The organism is Embleya sp. NBC_00888, assembly GCF_045207655.1.
Taxonomy (GTDB): domain Bacteria; phylum Actinomycetota; class Actinomycetes; order Streptomycetales; family Streptomycetaceae; genus Embleya.
Genome location: NZ_CP108785.1, coordinates 5,108,701 through 5,125,149, shown reverse-complemented (window position 1 = coordinate 5,125,149; position 16,449 = coordinate 5,108,701). Strand labels below are relative to the sequence as shown.

General features: G+C 67.9%; 14 protein-coding genes and 2 pseudogenes. 10 read left to right on the top strand and 6 right to left on the bottom strand.

Going from position 1 to position 16,449, the window contains the following annotated elements; genetic code table 11:
• Positions 1 to 129 precede the first annotated feature (129 nt).
• A pseudogene (locus OG948_RS56725) lies at positions 130 to 859 on the bottom strand (zinc-binding dehydrogenase); the annotation flags it as partial.
• A gap of 742 nt (positions 860 to 1,601) precedes the next feature.
• Entirely contained in the window at positions 1,602 to 1,868 is a 267-nt protein-coding gene (locus OG948_RS56720; RefSeq protein WP_331772905.1) for a hypothetical protein, read from the bottom strand.
• Positions 1,869 to 2,559: 691 nt separating this feature from the next.
• Here OG948_RS56720 and OG948_RS56715 point away from each other — a divergent pair.
• From OG948_RS56715 to OG948_RS56680, 8 genes are all read left to right on the top strand, one after another.
• Positions 2,560 to 3,762, top strand: a complete 1,203-nt coding sequence (locus tag OG948_RS56715; RefSeq protein ID WP_331772904.1) for a dCTP deaminase domain-containing protein — start codon at positions 2,560 to 2,562, stop codon at positions 3,760 to 3,762.
• A gap of 192 nt (positions 3,763 to 3,954) precedes the next feature.
• On the top strand, positions 3,955 to 4,311 hold the full coding sequence (locus OG948_RS56710; RefSeq protein WP_331772903.1) for a hypothetical protein: 357 nt from the start codon (positions 3,955 to 3,957) through the stop codon (positions 4,309 to 4,311).
• Complete coding sequence (locus OG948_RS56705; protein ID WP_331772902.1) at positions 4,301 to 4,840, top strand: dCTP deaminase domain-containing protein; 540 nt, start codon at positions 4,301 to 4,303, stop codon at positions 4,838 to 4,840. The genes OG948_RS56710 and OG948_RS56705 overlap by 11 nt, the downstream gene beginning before the upstream one ends.
• Positions 4,841 to 4,869: 29 nt before the next feature.
• Positions 4,870 to 6,315, top strand: a complete 1,446-nt coding sequence (locus OG948_RS56700) for a glycosyltransferase family 4 protein (RefSeq protein ID WP_331772901.1) — start codon at positions 4,870 to 4,872, stop codon at positions 6,313 to 6,315.
• Positions 6,315 to 7,283, top strand: a complete 969-nt coding sequence (gene rfbB / locus OG948_RS56695) for a dTDP-glucose 4,6-dehydratase (RefSeq protein ID WP_331772900.1) — start codon at positions 6,315 to 6,317, stop codon at positions 7,281 to 7,283. The genes OG948_RS56700 and rfbB overlap by 1 nt, the downstream gene beginning before the upstream one ends.
• 501 nt (positions 7,284 to 7,784) lie before the next feature.
• A complete protein-coding gene (locus tag OG948_RS56690) occupies positions 7,785 to 8,396 on the top strand; it encodes an HAD-IA family hydrolase (protein ID WP_331772899.1) in 612 nt (203 codons plus the stop codon).
• A 335-nt stretch (positions 8,397 to 8,731) separates the two neighbouring features.
• The gene (locus OG948_RS56685; RefSeq protein WP_331772898.1) at positions 8,732 to 9,109 is read left to right on the top strand and encodes a hypothetical protein; all 378 of its coding nucleotides are present in this window, start codon (positions 8,732 to 8,734) and stop codon (positions 9,107 to 9,109) included.
• A gap of 97 nt (positions 9,110 to 9,206) precedes the next feature.
• A complete protein-coding gene (locus tag OG948_RS56680; protein ID WP_331772897.1) occupies positions 9,207 to 10,793 on the top strand; it encodes a sigma-70 family RNA polymerase sigma factor in 1,587 nt (528 codons plus the stop codon).
• Between the two features lie 352 nt (positions 10,794 to 11,145).
• Here the strand turns inward: OG948_RS56680 and OG948_RS56675 are convergent.
• Positions 11,146 to 11,381 (bottom strand): annotated as a pseudogene (locus OG948_RS56675) (hypothetical protein); the annotation flags it as partial.
• A 240-nt stretch (positions 11,382 to 11,621) separates the two neighbouring features.
• Between OG948_RS56675 and OG948_RS56670 the strand changes: the two are divergent.
• Together OG948_RS56670 and OG948_RS56665 are read left to right on the top strand one after the other, a co-directional pair.
• Positions 11,622 to 13,796: an RICIN domain-containing protein gene (locus tag OG948_RS56670; RefSeq protein ID WP_331772896.1), complete on the top strand. Its 2,175-nt coding sequence runs from the start codon at positions 11,622 to 11,624 to the stop codon at positions 13,794 to 13,796.
• 72 nt (positions 13,797 to 13,868) lie between these two features.
• A complete protein-coding gene (locus OG948_RS56665) occupies positions 13,869 to 14,468 on the top strand; it encodes a hypothetical protein (protein WP_331772895.1) in 600 nt (199 codons plus the stop codon).
• A gap of 58 nt (positions 14,469 to 14,526) precedes the next feature.
• Here the strand turns inward: OG948_RS56665 and OG948_RS56660 are convergent, their stop codons facing one another.
• The 3 genes from OG948_RS56660 to OG948_RS56650 are packed head-to-tail and all read right to left on the bottom strand — an operon-like array spanning position 14,527 to position 16,421.
• Positions 14,527 to 15,066, bottom strand: coding sequence for an ABC transporter ATP-binding protein (locus OG948_RS56660; protein ID WP_331772894.1), 540 nt, complete (start codon positions 15,064 to 15,066; stop codon positions 14,527 to 14,529).
• On the bottom strand, positions 15,063 to 15,191 hold the full coding sequence (locus OG948_RS56655) for a hypothetical protein (RefSeq protein WP_331772893.1): 129 nt from the start codon (positions 15,189 to 15,191) through the stop codon (positions 15,063 to 15,065). The genes OG948_RS56660 and OG948_RS56655 overlap by 4 nt, the downstream gene beginning before the upstream one ends.
• 60 nt (positions 15,192 to 15,251) lie before the next feature.
• Positions 15,252 to 16,421, bottom strand: a complete 1,170-nt coding sequence (locus OG948_RS56650; protein ID WP_331772892.1) for a zinc-binding alcohol dehydrogenase family protein — start codon at positions 16,419 to 16,421, stop codon at positions 15,252 to 15,254.
• Between the last annotated feature and the right edge of the window lie 28 nt (positions 16,422 to 16,449).

Below are 16,449 nucleotides of genomic sequence, written 5' to 3'. Positions count from 1 at the left end.
ACCATGAACTCCCTGCCGACACGATGTGTGCCGCTCGGTCAGGTGGTGTCGTTCCGGGATCGTTCGGCTCGGCCGATCGGTCACAGGAGTCCCAGTCGTCACCGACCCCAACCCGCACACTCGCAGGGATCAGGGTGCGGCCGGCTCCGCAGTCGGGGGGTGCACGGCGATGACGATCTTGCCGCGTGGGCGCGGGCGGCCCTCGCCGGCAAAGCCGCCTTTCAACAGGGTGTGCGTCTGTGCGATGTCGGCCGGCGGTAGCACGGCGCCGATCACCGGCCGGAGTCCGCCCTGGCCGACCAGGGCGCCGAGGGCCTCGAGTTTCACCCGGCCGGGGCCGACGAAGAGGAAGTGGCAGGTCGCGTTCACGCCCCACGCGGCGAGCAGGTTCCGGGGTTCGGGGATGTCCACGATCGACACCACGCGGCCCGGGTCGGCGAGGACCTCCGGGCTGCGGGCGAGGGTGTCCCCGCCCACCGTGTCCGGGACGACATCCACCCCACCCGACGCGCGCACCCGCGGCACGTGGTCACCGGCCGAGAAGTCGATCGCGACGTCGGCTCCCAGACCGGTGACGAACTCGTGGTCCCTCGCCCGCGCGGTGGTCGCCACCTGGGCCCAGCGCGCCGGCGACCTGGATTGCGACCGAGCCGACCCTGCCCGCTCCGCCGTGCACCACGACCCGTTCCCCGGCCCGCACCCCGGCGCGTTCGACCAGCGCCTCCCCCACCGTCACGCCCACGAGCGCGAGAGCGGCGGCCTCGACGTGCGACAACCCCGCGGGATTGCCGGCGACCGGGACCTGGTCGCCTCGGTGGGCAATGATCCGTGACGGAAAGCAGTTCCATGCCTCACCTCCCGTCACGCTCGCGGTTTGACTGAACGCCCATCGTGAGCGACGCGTTCGTGGCGGCCATCCCCGCCTGGGGACTGGGCGAGTTCTGATCCACGCTGCCGGGCTGAGGAGTTGGAGAAGTTCCGGTCAAGCCGGACCCAGGCTGGATTGTGCATGTGGACAGCGTGGGCTCCTGGAGTGGCCGGGTGCATTCGGTGCCCGTCCAGAGATTCCCCGGATACTTTGTGCGATTGGCCATAGAGGTGAGGATGCGCAGTTTCGCGGCGGACGAGTGGTACGGCACGGGCTGCGCGAGGATCCCCCTTTCCCCACGAAGAGCCCCGACGGATCCGAGCGGGTCTTGACTCCCCTCCGGACCGTGGTTCCGTCGCGTCCAGGGCCGGCCGTGAGATCCATCCGGGCGTCCTGACGCCTGGATGGATCAGAATTGAGCCTTGACTCGCCCTGCGGTCGGCTGCACGCTGGTTTGCACTTGCGACACGACAACGAACAAGGCCGTCGACTAACGTCCTGGCAGTACCGACCGGCCTGTCATCACCCGGTGCGACACGAGCAGCCCTCCGCTGCACGGTGTCGCCAGAACGCATCGAATGCGATTCGGGCTGCCTACAAGACAAGCCCCAAAGCCGCCACGAGTTGATCTTGTGGTGAGTTGTCGCGGTTCAAGGGACTACGCGAACTCCGTATGCATGCGCGTCGTCATTGCGGGAACGGAAGCACGGATCGAGTGCCACCTGCGGCAGGATCAGCGCTCCCACGGCGAACGAGTCCGAGCGCCGCGCAAGGACGGCAGCGCCACCGTGCGCCGACAGTACCCGGTCCCGGCGGCGGCACCCAACTCCAGGCGCTGAGCCCGTCGGGCGGGGACCAGCCGCAGCCACCGCAGGAATTCCGTCGGCCGGAACGGCGTGAACTCCTGTGCACGTAGCCCCACTTCGTTCGAGGCCAGCAACAACTTCTGCAGGTCATGGGCGTAGGCCCGCACCGTATGCGGCAAGTACGCACGAACCACGACCGCAGGAACTCGTCAACTCCACGCATCAGCTCGCCGGACGCGCCGACCAGGCGCACCTGCGGCTTGCCAGGTTCCGAATCCACCACTTTCACAACACGCACGGCCGGAACCATGCGCCCGACCACCGATATGCGCAGCCACCGAGAAGAGGGAATCGTCCAGATAACATCGTCTATCCGGACGATGACTGGTTGAGTCGAGGTATTCGGCAGCCAGGGGTTGACAGGGCTTTGTTGGAGATTATGTACTGTCTACGGCCAAGCAGGAACGGGGTTGGCAAAGGCTGGCACCCTGCGGCCCTCTTAACCCGAAGATCCGCGCTCTGCAATTCTGCCGTTCATCTCGGCAAGAGCGAGCCGATCATTCATGCATTGAGTGATCGCTGGCGTCTCCGGATTACCTGAGGCGGGGTCTCTTTCGCTGCCGCTGTCCAGCCGGAGGCCGGCTCGTTGATGCGGGTAATCAGGCAGCAGGCGAGTTCGAGGAATATACCTTCACGAAGTCGAGGCGTCGGGACATCGTTATCCGGAAACTCAACCCTCGACCGAATGCCTTCCCGCCCGAATGCGACCATTATGCAATGCCCTGGTTCACGTGAACGGAAGGAAAATGCATCTTGTCTGCGCACCCGACTCTCTTGCGTTTGGAACGTGCCCGTGAATCGGTTGGTCGGCGGCGGTGAGCGGTGATGATTCTGTCGGGAGCAGAGATTATTGCCGCTCGCGATCGTGGTGAAGTCATCATCGACCCTTTCGACTCGGAGAACGTCAACCCCAACAGCTACAACTTCTGTCTCGGACCGAACATTCGCGAGTATGTCGATGATGTGCTGGACCCGAGTCGCGAGAATGATTACGTCGAATACCGGATCCCTCCCGATGGGTTGATCCTCGAGCCGGGGCGGCTCTATCTGGGGCATACGGTCGAACGGCTCGGCGGCAACGCCTACGCCCCGACGTTCGCGGCCCGCAGTTCGGTGGCGCGACTGGGCGTCTTCATCAATCTTTCCGCTTCGCTTGGCGACATCGGGTTCGTGGGGCAGTGGACCCTGCAGTTGTTCACCGCTCAGCGGGTACGAGTGTTCACCGGCATGGCGATCGGCCAGATGATGTGGTGGCGCGTCGTTGGCCACGTCAACCTCTACCGGGGTAAGTACCAGCACTCGTCCGGCCCGCGCACGAGCGACATCCACCGCGACTTCGCGCAAAAGCGGGCCCGGGTCATGTTGCCGCGCCTGGGCTCGAAGGTGGACCCCTCCGACACAGGGGAGGCGTTCGCCGCCTTGTCGAACCTCGCGGGCGGCTATCCGGTGCCTCCGGGTTTCGTGGTGCCGCGCAGTCTCTTGGCCGGGCAGTCGGCATCCTGCCAGGATGCGGGCGCGGATGACGCACCTGGTTTGGGCGCACCCACGCGTCTGCTCATCAGTACTGCGGTGGAAGCATTGCGGGAGGGCGGAGCAGACGAACGATTCATCGTGCGTGCTTCACCGGTCTCGTCGGGCGCGTCCGCCGTGCCGTCGGGGGGCGGCGGCTTGGCCACGTCGGCGGAGGTCGTCGAGGCAGTGGAAAGCATGTCGCGCGCAGCGCCTGGCGTCGCGGTACTCGTGCAGCGTGCGATCAGCGTGCGTCACGCCGGAACGGCTGTGGCCCGGTTGGCCCCGACAGGACGCGTGCACGTCAGCGAACGGCTCACGGACGTGGGCAAGAGGGCCGCGCAGGATGCCGAGTTGTCGCCGGCCGTGACGGACCTGCTGCTTCAACTACGCTCCGAGCACGGCTGTGACGTCGAAGCGGCATGGATCTGGGATGGTGCCCGGGTCTATCTGTCCTCCGTCACGGTGCTCCCGACGCCCTTGCCGGCTGCATCGCAGACGGTGGGTCAGCTCGGATGAACCAGGTACGCATTGCGGTGGTCGGGCACTCCGGGGCCGGTATATCCATCTTCGTGGGGATCGCCCGTCAAGTACTGCGAGGAGCGCGGTTCGACGTTCGTGCGGGTCGGGCCGGCCGAGCCGCTCTACGAGCTGCAACAGATCTTTCGCCGTACGGCGGGCCTGGACGAGCGCGCGGCCCGGTAGGACCAGGTGCTCCTGGAGGCCATTGCCGACCAGCTGCGGCGCCTCAATCCGGAGGCTCTGGTCCGTCCGTTCCTCGACAAGGTGGCCGCCTCGGACGCCGATGTCATCGTCAACGAAGATCTCCGGGACGTCGAGGTGGACAAGCCCGCCCTCGAACAAGAAGGTTTCGCCCTCGTACGGATCGTCGCGCCGCCCGAGTTGCGCGCGGCGCGACGGCAACAGCGCGGCGATGTCTCGTCGTCGGACAAATCCGCGTCCTTCGTCCACGGTTTGAGCTACAGGTACACGATCGAGAATCGACGCGGGATCGACGAGTACGAGAGCAACGTGCGTACAGTTCTGGAGCAACTCCTTGATTCTTAGCGGTAACGCGATCTCGGCCGGTGTGTCCGCGGGAGAAATTGTCATATCCCCCTTCGATCCTGCAAACCTGGAACCCAACAGCTACGGCTTTCATCTGGGCGACGAGATCCTGTCCTACACGGATCCCGTCCTGCGGCCCGACCGGGCGCCGACCGTGACGAAACACTCGATCGGGCGTGACGGAATAACGTTGCTGCCAGACCGTTGCTATCTGGGTTCCACCTTCGAGCGGATGGGCAGCAGGCAACACGCGGCGACCCTGTACGCGAATCGCTCCGTCTCGACCCTCGGGTTGTGGATCCAGTATTCGGCCCCTCTAGGGCACAGCGGAGCCATCATCGCGTGGACACTCGAGATGAAAGCCGCCCAACCCATTCACCTTTATCGGCGGATGAACATAGGAAAGATTGCCTTCTGGACCGTGGATGGCCCCCTGATCGAATATGCCGGACGATACGTCGGATCCGAGACGACGGTTCCCTCACGACTCTGGCACGACCAAGAAGGCAGCGACATCCACGATGACTGAGAGGATTTCGGCGACAGATGGTAGGTCAAATGGGTGAATCCCCGGGCGTGACCATGGGCTTCATGCCCTTTCCTCGCGGCGGTTCCGCATTCGTCGCGCTGGAACTCGCGCAGCGCCTGCAGCGCTCCGTCAGCGACTTCTCCCTGGTTGCGGGCTCCTGGCCGGAAGGGCCGAACCCGAAGATGTCGGACGCGCGCAGATTCTTTGCCGCTGTCCAGCGCCTGACGACAATGAACTACAGCCCGGACGCAGCGCCCTCCGGCTCCGGTGACGTGGTGGCGATGCACCCGAGCTTCGAGTACAAGGAGGATGTATCCGACCGGGTCTTGAGCGACTTCACCCCGGCCGAAGGGGCGGCCTTCACCGAATCCTGGGCCCAGGCGCTCAAGCCGACCGACGGCCCGGGTCGTCACAGCGTCCTTCACCTGCATCATCTGGGACCGATGAACCTGGCGGCGCGGCGCACGGGCACCCCGGTGGTGGCCCATCTGCACGGCACCGAGATGAAGTTCGTCATCCAGGCGCAGGAAGCGGCATCGAGCAGCGGCCGCTGGACCGGTCATTCCGCCTGGCGCTACGCGGACCACTGGGCCAAGGAACTGCAGCAGGCCGCGCGCGAGGCTGCCGCGGTCGTGTGCGTCTCGGAGGACGATGCCACTCTCGCGACGGAGCTCTTCGCGCTGCCGTCGGGTGCTGTGCACATCATCGAGAACGGGGTCGACGCCGGCTACTTCGGGCCCCTGCCGCTGGATGACCGGGACAAGCTGCGGTATTGGACGAAGTGGCTGGTGAACGATCCGCAGGGGTGGGACGGCACCGCCGTGCCGGGCACCGTCTCGTACAGCGAGCAGCTTCTGCGCGACTCGTTCGTCAACGAGGCGGGACGCATGCGACCGGTCCTACTGTGCGTGTCCCGGTTCCTGCGCTGGAAGCGGCTGACCGATGTCATCGACGCCTACGTGATGGCCCGCGACGAGCACGGCCTGCGTAGCCCACTGGTGATCTGGGGAGGCTACCCTGGCGAGTGCGAGGGCATTCACCCCTACGAGTACGCCCGGTCGAAGGGCGACGCGGGCGTGTTCTTCACGGGGTGGCGCGGACCGGAGGACCTCAAGTACGGGTACGCGGCCGCCGACCTGATGGTCAACGGGGCCGACTCCGAACCGTTCGGAACGGCCATCCTCCAGGCGATGGCCACGGGGACCCCCGTGCTGTCGACCCGCACCGGAGGACCGGCCAAATTCATCCAGGACTCCGGCCCGCGGCAGAACGGCTGGTTCTTCGACCTGGGCGACATCAAGGGGCTGGCGCACCTACTTACCGAACTCGTCGGGAACATCGAGAGTTGGCGGGACAGGCTCGGAACCGAATCGCGTCGCCTGGTGCTGCGCCGGTACTCCTGGGAGCGGGTCGTCGAGGACTTCCATGGTCTCTACGACGCGACCCTGCGGACCGGGGCCAAGGTGCGGGGCTGATGCGTCTCATGGTCACCGGCGGCGCCGGCTTCATCGGGTCCAACTTCGTCCACTATTGGTCACAGCAGCGTCCCAACGACACGATCGTCGTCTACGACAAGCTCACCTACGCGGGCAACCCGGCGAACCTCGCCGGGCTCGACGTCGAACTGTTGGTCGGCGACATCACAGACACCGAGCATCTGGCCGAATCGATGCGAGCCGCGCGGGTCGATTGCGTGATCAACTTCGCGGCCGAGTCCGACAACAGCCGGGCCGTCCGCGACCCGCGGCCGTTCGCACTGACCAACGTCCTCGGCACGCAATCGCTGTGCGAGGCGGCCAGGCTGAGCGACGTGCCCCGGGTGCACCATGTCTCGACCTGCGAGGTGTTCGGTGACCTGGCGCTCGATGACCCGTCGACGTTCAGCGAGGACTCGCCGTACAGGCCGAACACCCCCTACGCGGCATCGAAGGCGGGCGCCGACCATTTCGTGCTCGCTTACGCGCGTACCTTCGGTCTCGGCGTCACGGTCTCGCGATCGGCCAACAACTACGGGCCACGGCAATACCCTGAGAAGAATCCGCCGCTGTTCATCGTCAACGCGTTGCGTGGGCGGAAGTTGCCGGTCTACACAAACCACTGGCACCGCCGCGAGTGGATGAGCGTCGTGGACCACTGCGCGGCGCTGAGGACGATCCTCCTCGAAGGCACGCCGGGGCGCACGTACAACATCGGCACCGGCGATGAGCGCAGCGCGATGGACATGGCGCTGTTCGTCCTGGAGGCGCTGGGGCTCGACCGGGACAGGCACATCGAGATCGTTGCGGACCGGGCCGGTCACGACCGCCGCTATCTGCTCGACTCCTCGGCGCTCCGCTCCGAACTCGGCTGGGCGCCGCACACCACGTTCCGCGAAGGGATGGCGGCGACCGTGCGCTGGTACCGGGACAATCCGGAGTGGTGGGAGCCGCTCGTGTCTCGATGAGCGGGCAGCGGCGCCCGTGCGCCCGGTTGGTGACCGGTGCCGGCTCGCACGCGCACTGGTTGCCCATGTGACAGCGGAGGGGTCCGACAGGGTCACCGCCGCCGACCGTGAACACTTCGTCATCACTGACGAACGGGCGGTGAGAAACGTCATCTCCGGACACGACGTTGTGGTGGACTCCGCCGCGTTCTCTGACGTGGAGGCCGCGGAGTCGGACCGGCATCACCACGTGGTTTGGCTCGCGTGTGCGCCGTACGTCCTCGCCAGTCTGGATTCCGGCACCATCGTTTCGGTACGCCTCGCCGACCTGCCGCTGCGAGCGGCCCGGCCGAGCCCATGGCGTGCTGTCGCAGAAGCGCGAACGAGACCGCATACCGGCACAACGGCGCGTGAGCAGTTCTTGGAGATGCTGAACCGACCCGCGTACGAGTCCCTCATCACCACAGCCCGTCAGGCTTCCTGTCGACGGGAGCAGACCGAGCCACCGAAGGCGAGCGGCACATGACACTCCGAGGCGTCCTGCTCGACATGAATGGGGTGTTCCGGCACTTCGACCACTCCGGTCAGGCACGGGCGGAGGCGCTCGCGAGCCTGCCGCCCGGCACCATCGCCCGCTACGCGTACGACCACCCGGACTACGAGCTCGCGAAAGTCGGCGTCCTGACCCACCAGGAGTGGACGGTCGGCGTCGAGGCACGCCTGGTTGCGACATACGGCCCGGCCGCCGCCGTCGCGATCGAACCTTGGCTCGACGACCGTGGCACGGTCGAAAGGCGGATGCTCGACATCGCAAGGCAGCTGCGCACGTCGCTGACCGTGGGCGTGCTCTCGAACTTCACCGACGAACTCCACGCCGACATCGTGCGGCACGACATGACGGATGCCTTCGACCATGTCTTCACCTCGCACGACCTGTGGGTGCAGAAGCCCTCACCGCTGGCCTACCTGAGAGCGGCGGAGCGTATGGGTATCGAGCCGGGGGAACTGCTGTACCTCGACGACCAGCGCGCCTTCGTGCAGGGAGCCCGCAAGGCCGGGCTGCGCGCCGAGCTCTTCACCGGTGTCAACGACTTCGTCCTCCTGCTACACGCGAATGGGATAGCGGTGTCATGACCTCGGCGGACATCTACTACCGGTGGTTTGTTGGTTCGGGAGGTGAAGGTGCAGGCCGTCGCCCGCTCCGACCGAGTTCATCAGGGCCTGTAACCGTGTGGGTGGGGGCGCGTTCGACCAGGCTCGCCAGTAGCGTTGCAGCGCGATCCAGGGGGTGATCCAGGCGCGGACGGCCCGGATCGCGCGGGGCCAGGACGGCGGGGGGCGGCGGGGCGGTTTTGGGTCCTCCTCTCTCCGGTGTCGTCGCGAGGCCGCGGCACCGGAGCGTTCGTCGACTCCCGTTCGCTGAACCAGGCATCCCAACAGAACGAGAACGCGCAGTTCACCGGCGTCTGATGCCGACGAATCGCCGTGTCGGAACGGACCTGGAAGTCGGCCCAGAGGAAGAACTGCGGCCGCTGCACCGCCGGGTGTTGCGCGCCGATCACCGGCTCGGCACCCGCCAGGCAGGTCAGCGTCTTGTTCCGGTCCCGCGGCGCCAACAACCCGACCGGGTACTCCCGAAACCCCCGCCGCCGCGCGAGCGTCCCGAACAGGTCGTCGAACCGGGCCGCATACCCCTCCAACGGCCCCGGCGCAGGCACCAGTTGGCGGCGCTGTCGGTCTTCCTCCTCGCGAGACCGGGTTTCGGCAAGGCGCCGGAGGAGCTCTTCGAGGGGGACGTGGGCACCGTCGAACCAGGACACAACCGGTCCCCGGAATCGTTCGAGTAGCGTACGCCCAGGTTTTGCGGCGCACTTTCTGTTATCGCGGCCCCGGTCGGAGGGTCTCCCCTGTGTAAGACGGAACAGGCGAGCAGCCGGAGGGAGAGTGGGCACGGACGTGGGCACAACCGGGAAACACGACAGCGCGGTGGTGGAGGCGGCACGTAGGGGCGACCAGTGGGCCCAGGACGAGCTCGTCGCCGCGTATCTACCGCTCGTGTACAACATCGTGGGCCGGGCCCTGAACAGGCACGCCGACGTCGACGACGTGGTGCAGGAGACCATGATCCGAGCACTCGGCAATCTCGGATCCCTGGGTGACCCGGAAAGCTTCCGGTCCTGGCTGGTGGCCATCACGATGAACCAGATACGCGGCCACTGGCAGACGCGCAATGCCGCGCCGGGCGGTTCCGATCTGCAGGACGCCCACGACGTCGCGGACCCGGGCGCGGACTTCGTGGACCTGACGATCATGCGACTCGGTCTGGAGGGTCAGCGGCGGGAGGTGGCCGAGGCCACCCGCTGGCTGGACGCCGACGATCGTGCGCTGCTGGCGATGTGGTGGCTGGAGGCGGCAGGCGAGCTGGAGCGGGCCGAGTTGGCCGCCGCGCTGGAGCTGTCGACGCAACACGCCGCGGTGCGGGTGCAGCGGATGAAGGCGCAGTTGGAGACGGCCCGGGTGGTGGTGCGGGCGCTGTCCGCGGTGCCCCGTTGTGTGTTGTTGGACGACGTGATCACGCCCTGGGACGGCGTCCCTTCCGCGCTGTGGCGCAAGCGGGTCGCGCGGCACGCGCGTGATTGCACGGTCTGTTCGGGATTCGTAGCGGACCTGGTGCCGGCCGAGAGGCTGCTGGCCGGCCTCGCCTTGGTGCCGGTGGCCGCAGTGTTGAGGGGTCTCACGGGGGCGGCCGCGTTCGGGGGTGCCGGGGCGCCCGGCGAGACGGCGGCTTTCGACACGGTCAGTGGTGGCCGGTCGCACGACCGCCGGGCCCGCCGAATACGCAGGCGGCAGCGTGCGACCGCCGTGGCCGCCGTTGTCGCTCTGCTGGTCGCGGGAGGCGCGGTCATCGGCATCACCGTACTGTCGCCAGGCGAGGACAGGGATCCGGTGTGGATGGCGTCCACCACCAAGTCGGAGTCCGCGACGCCTTCGGCACCCGCCGTCGCCCTGTCGCCTGTCGCCTCGCCGTCCCCGTTCCGCTCGCCCACCAGGTCCGCCTCCCCGAAGCCCACCGCGTCACCCACGAAGCCGCCCCCGGCGCCGACCACCGCCAAGCCGCGTCCGACGCCGTCGACGCAGCCCACGACCACGGCCGATCCCGCGGGCACCCCGGCCGAGAAGGTCCTGACGATCACCAACGCCGAACGGGCCAAGGCGGGATGCGGCGCCCTGACCCTCGACTCCCACCTCACCCGCGCCGCCCAGTTGCACAGCGAGGACATGTCCACCAACGGCTACTTCTCCCACACCAGCCAGGACGGCCGAACCTTCGTCGACAGGGCCCGCGCACAGAGCTTCGCAAACCCCGGCGCCGAGAACATCGCCCGCGGCCAGAACTCCCCCGAGCAGGTGATGAAGTCGTGGATGAACTCGCAGGGCCACCGCGACAACATCCTCAACTGCTCCCTGACCAAAATGGGCCTCGGCGTGGTCACCAAGGACTGGACATGGACCCAGATATTCGGCTTCTAAGGGTTGGCAGACGGCTTGTTCCGGTATGACGGCCGGCCTGGGCTTCGACCTGCTCCAAAAGCGCGTCAACCGGACCGGGACGGCGGCCGCGCGCCTGGCCCCGGAAAGTCCCGCGGATTTCGTGGCGTTCGATGTGCTTCGTACTCGGAGGCGGCCTCTGCGGCGTCGCCCTCGCGATCCCCGGATGGCCGGTCGGCACGGCGAGGCCCTCGCCGGGTTCGTTCGAACAGCTCGGCCGCGACCCGCGCCCCCGCATCCGTCGGCGCGACGTCGAGGCGGTGGCGACGACGACGGAGAAGACCGACACCTGGGCAGCTCGGCCGAACGCGAACTCGAACGCGATCGCCTGGATGAGGCATGCGCCGACCGGCACCGCCCGACGGTCAGGCCGTTCCGGCGAACACCGACCGAAACGACACAACGAACCGCTCGTCATCCAAGTAGGCGTCGATCCGGGCGAGTTCGTCGGCACCCGCCGTGCCTGCTCCGGCAGTACCTTCCACCACGGGCCCGCACCCCGGCCACACGCGGCGCCGGACCATCCCCGGGTACGACACGCGTCCGCTCTCCGAGTCCGCGCACCGGCATTTGCGCGGATCACCCGCGCGCAGCCCCGGACTTCTCCAGGAGCGCGTAGCTACCCCGCGTGGCGGGCGACCATGCTCCCCGGGCGACGCCAAACCCGTTGCTCGAGAGGCCGCATCGACGCCGCCCCTGCGCCGCCGGATCGAATTGCCGTGCGATTTTCCGTTATCCCCGTCCGTCCCATCCATCTCCTAGGTGTCGGCACTCACACCCGACACCTGCCGATGAAAGAGAGAGGCACGCATGGGACGCAGGAAAGCGACGCCGCACCGCCGCCGCGGTCGCCGTGGTTGGCTGCTCGTCGCAGCCACCGTGACGACCGCCCTCGCGATGGGCGCGGTCACCGTCGACGCCGCACTGGAGGGCGACCCGCCGGCCGCCGCCTCCGTCGACGCCGCGAGCACGCAGACAGACCCCGGAGAGATAGGCAGCCCGGCGGAGGCTCCGCTGCACAAGAAGGCACCCAAACCTCTGACTTCGGTGCCGAAGAACGACGTGGCCAAGGGCATGGTGTACACCGGCCTGGTGCCGTCGGCCAAGGGCGACAAGTGCGTCGGTGTGTACAAGGTCTCCGAGGCGGGGCTGTGTACGCACGGCCCGGACGAGCCGCCGAAGGGCGTCGACATCCACCAGGACACCAAGCCCGCTGCGGCGCCGGCCGCCGTGCCTGCCGCGCCTGCGGTGGGCCAGGACCCGCCGCCGTCCGCGGCCGACCTGCTCAAGGACTCTCCGCCGGTGTTCGACGTGCAGTCCGGCGCCGCGCCGGCCTCCGACGCCCCGGCCGCGAGGACGCCCGCCTCCGAGGCGACCGCCGCCGCGGGCACCGCGGTGGCCTGCGACGGTGACGGGAGCACCGGCAACCGCGTCCAGGTGCTGTACATACACGCGCCCGGCAACGACCGTTTCGGCCAGTACCTGCCCTCGATCAAGAAATGGGCCGCCGACGCCGACGTCATCTACAACGCCAGCGCCCAGGAGACCGGCGGCACCCGCCACATCCGCTACGTCACCGAGTCCGACTGCTCGGCGTCGATACTGAACGTGGAACTACCCACGTCCGAACTGCAGCAGTTCGGCGCCACCACCAGCGCGCTGGCCAAGCAGGGGTTCAACCGCAAGGATCGCAAGTACATGATCTTCGCGGACGCCCAGGTCTACTGCGGAATCGGCACCTTCGCCGGCGACGAGCGCCCGGGCAAGGACAACATGAGCAACTTCGGCCCCTCGTACGGCCGGACCGACAGCGGCTGCTGGGGTGGTTCGACCGCCGCACACGAACTCGGCCACAACCTCGGCGCCGTCAACAACAGCGCGCCGAACAGCAGCAAGGCCGGGCACTGCGTCGACGAGTGGGACGTCATGTGCTATTCGGACTCGCCGTACTTCCCGAAGATGCAGATCAAGTGCCCCAACCGTGCGAGCGACGAGCGGCTGGACTGCAACCACGACGACTACTACAGCACCAACCCGTCCGCGGGCAGCTACCTCACCACCCACTGGAACGTGGCCAACAACCAGTTCCTGATAGCCGGCAGCGGCGGCGGCACCGGCCCCAACCCGACGTCCACGCCGAGCCCCACCAAAACCTCGACCGGAAACCCGACGTCCACGCCGAGCCCCACCAAAACCTCGACCGGGAACCCGACGTCCACGCCGAGCCCCACCAAAACCTCGACCGGGAACCCGACGTCCACGCCCAGCCCCACCCGGACCGGCGGACCGACATCGCCCAAGGTAGCAATCGGCCAACTCACCGCGAACTCCGTCGTGCTGAGCTGGGCCCAGGTCTCCGACGCGGCCGGCTACGACGTGGTGCTGGACGGCCGGACGCTCGGCACCGTCCGCTCCACCGTGGTCCGACTGGTCAACCTGCGGCCCGACACCGCCTTCAAGGTCGCCGTCGCCGTACGTGACCAGGCCGGCCACGTGGCCAAGCCCGGCCCCGAGGCATCCTTCCGCACCCCGAAGGCCGCCGGACCGGTCGGACCGACCAAGCCCGGCACCAAGTACGTGATGGTCAACACCCTGACCGGCGAGGCCGCCGACATGTGGGGCGCCTCGACTTCCGACGGCGCCGTGCTGATCGGCTACCAGCGCCACGGCTACGCCAACCAGCAGTGGCTGTTCGAGGACCAAGGCAACGGCAACCTGCGGGTCCGCTCGGTGCGGTCCGACAAGTGCCTGCAGATCGGCGGCTCGGCCGTGGCCGGCCAATACGTGATGCAGCAGCCGTGCAGCAATGCGGACACCCAGCAGTGGAAGATCACCGCAAGCGGCAGCGGCTACGCGCTCACGGCGAAGAACTCCTCCCTCGTCCTCGGCACCGGCAAGCGCTGGTACTACGGCGGTCGGCTGCTCGAACTCCAGCAGCCGAACGGCCAGACCTACCAAAACTGGGCCATCCAGCCGGTCTCCTGAGGCCGCCCCAAGCAGGCGGTGGGACGGGAACCAACCCCGCCCGTCCCACCGCCGTCCAAGGAGTCACCCCTGATGCGCATCCGTACTTTCGCCGCCGCCACATCGCTCGCCGCCGCCACCCTCCTGGGCGGCACCGGCCAGGCCGGGGCCCACGGCGACACCATCGTCTTCACGATCACCGAGCTGGGCGACGGGCATACCCGGGCGGCCGCCACCTGGGCGAACGACCACGACCCGGTCACCGACAAGGTGGCCGGCACGCTCAGCGCGACGGCTGACGACGGCCGGACGATCGGCCCATGGAAGCTGGAGCCAGTGGCCGACACCCCCGGCACCTTCACCACCCGCCTGGCCCTGCCACCCGGCCACTGGGCCGTCACCGTGGAGTCCGGCTTCCCCGCGCTCGGACGCGGCCAAGCGGACCTCACCGTCACGGCGGTGCCGGGCACGGAGCCCAGCCGAAGCGCCGCAGCCGAACCGGTCACGCCGTCCACGGCACCGTCCACCCAGGGGCCCGCCTCCCCGGCCCCGCCGACGCGCGCACCGATCGCCGCCCCGACCTCCTCGTCGGCCGATTCGGGACCCGGCCGGCTCATCACCGGCACGGCGATCGTCGCCATCCTGATAGTCGCCGCCGAGCTACTGCGCCGCCGCCGCCGCGCGGCTCGCTGACCCGCGTGTGCCCCCTGCCCAGGCTCGGGTCTCCTTCGGCGTATCCGGCTTCGCCGTGTCACACCGCGAGATCGGAGCCGAAACAAGGGTGGTCGGCATCGGCGGCGTGGATGCAGGCGGTGCGGTGCGATCCGCTCCCGATGTAGGGCGGCGGGGCCGATGAGCAGGCGGTCCCGACCTCCGGGCATGTGGGTTGGAAGGGACAGCCGGTGATCATGTCGAGGGAGCCGGCGGGTTCGCCTTCCAGGATCGGCGAACGTCGCACGGTACCCGGTCGGTGCAGGACCGGTGCGGCCCGCAGCAGCGCCCGGGCGCACGGGTGCCGGGCCGCGGTGAATATGGTTTCCGCCGCGCCTTCTTCCACCACCCGGCCCGCGAACATCACCGCGACGCTGTCACAGAAGGTTCTGACGATGCCCAGACCGTGCGAGGTGAACACGATCGTCAGCCCGAGATCGGCGCGCAGGTCGGCCAGGAGGCTGACCACAGTGGCCTGGGCGGAGACATCCAGGGCCGATACCGCCTCGTCGGCGACCAGCACTTCGGGTTGGACCGCGAGGGCGCGTGCGATGGCGACTCGTTGCCGTTGCCCCTTCACAGTTCACGCGGTCGTGCCGCCAGGACGCGCCGGGGCAGGTCGAGCATCTCCAAGAGCGAGGCGAGGGCTGAGTTCATCCCCGCATCCGGGACGAGGTCGTGACAGTCGATGAGTTCGGCCGGCACGGAACGGAACGGACCCGTCGACGGGGGTTGAGCGTCGCGACCGGGTTGCGGAACCTGGCATTAGTAGGAATTGACCCTGATCAGTGGAAAGTAGGTACTGATGTTGCCGGCCGCGTAGGCACTGACCAGTTGAGGTACCTGGTCATAGGGATGCGGCTTTTCCAGGGCGTCGGCCGGCGGCATCCACCCCCTCTCCTCTCCCAGCGCCATAGCCTCCAGGACTTCACTGCGCCGGGCATAGTGGGTATGGATGTGCTGGTGTCGCTCGATGCATTCGATGGCACGCATGAAAGTACTGCGCAGCCCTTCACGCCACCCTGCTGTGGTCACGACGCCCTCACGCGCGAGTGCTGCCAGCGTTGCCCGCATGGAGGTGCCGCCGATGTAGTCGACGAAGATGGACGCACCCATCCCGTGTGTGGTTTCGTGGACGATCCGCAGAAACGTCTTTTCGGATTCCTGGTAACGCCTCATGTAGTCGGGGTCCTTGGCACGCCTCTCGTCGAAAGCGATGTCCGGGAACCGCCTGCGATCCACGGCGGAAAGACCGTTCGCCTTCGCCAGGGCCATACGGTTCTCCGTGGAGGTCACGATCGTGGCCTCCGCCCCGAGCAGGACTGCGAGGGTGAGTTCGGCGAAGCTGGTGCCTCCGCCCCATCCCCAGACGTAGGGGGTCCGCTGATCCTGCTCGGTCACCTGTAGGCGCCACGTCCCATAAGCCACGCGCCAGTTCGCGTAGGCGGTGACGTAGCGGACCGAGAAGGCGGCCCACTGCTCCAACGAGTGCCGGGTATGCGGCGGGAGGGGAACGAGACAACTGCCGCGTATCTTTGTTCTCTTGGCCAGCAGGCCGATCGTCCCCGGGGCGTCATAGCCGAACGCGGCCCCGTTCTGTCCGTAGCCGAACACGTCCGGCTTGTAGTTGGCCTGCAGAAGGCAGACGTCGCCTTCGCGAAGACCGTCGTCATTCGGAGCGGTCGGCGGGCGCAGCACCCGGACCACGCCGCTGTTGCCGAGTACGACACTCGGCTCCCCGCGGGATGCGCACACGTCGATGGGCTTGCGCTGCACGGCGTGGAAGCAGTTGCCCTCCCAACCGGCGAACAGCGGCTCGACGAGCGCTTCGTCCGGTTGCAGTTCGCCGAGGGAGATCCGGCCGAGTTCGAGTCGGCCGGGGCCGGGATTCTGCTCCTGGCCGACCGGGAGGAGCCACGCCTGGGTCGATTGCATGGATCGCCTTTCTGGGGCGTTGGCGGCG

Bases quoted from the DNA above. Each gene is read 5' to 3' on its own strand.
- OG948_RS56670 (WP_331772896.1), top strand. From the start codon at position 11,622: ATGGGACGCAGGAAAGCGACGCCGCACCGCCGCCGCGGTCGCCGTGGT.
- OG948_RS56665 (WP_331772895.1), top strand. From the start codon at position 13,869: ATGCGCATCCGTACTTTCGCCGCCGCCACATCGCTCGCCGCCGCCACC.
- OG948_RS56715 (WP_331772904.1), top strand. From the start codon at position 2,560: ATGATTCTGTCGGGAGCAGAGATTATTGCCGCTCGCGATCGTGGTGAA.
- OG948_RS56690 (WP_331772899.1), top strand. From the start codon at position 7,785: ATGACACTCCGAGGCGTCCTGCTCGACATGAATGGGGTGTTCCGGCAC.
- OG948_RS56650 (WP_331772892.1), bottom strand. From the start codon at position 16,421: ATGCAATCGACCCAGGCGTGGCTCCTCCCGGTCGGCCAGGAGCAGAAT.
- OG948_RS56685 (WP_331772898.1), top strand. From the start codon at position 8,732: ATGCCGACGAATCGCCGTGTCGGAACGGACCTGGAAGTCGGCCCAGAG.
- OG948_RS56700 (WP_331772901.1), top strand. From the start codon at position 4,870: ATGGGTGAATCCCCGGGCGTGACCATGGGCTTCATGCCCTTTCCTCGC.
- rfbB (WP_331772900.1), top strand. From the start codon at position 6,315: ATGCGTCTCATGGTCACCGGCGGCGCCGGCTTCATCGGGTCCAACTTC.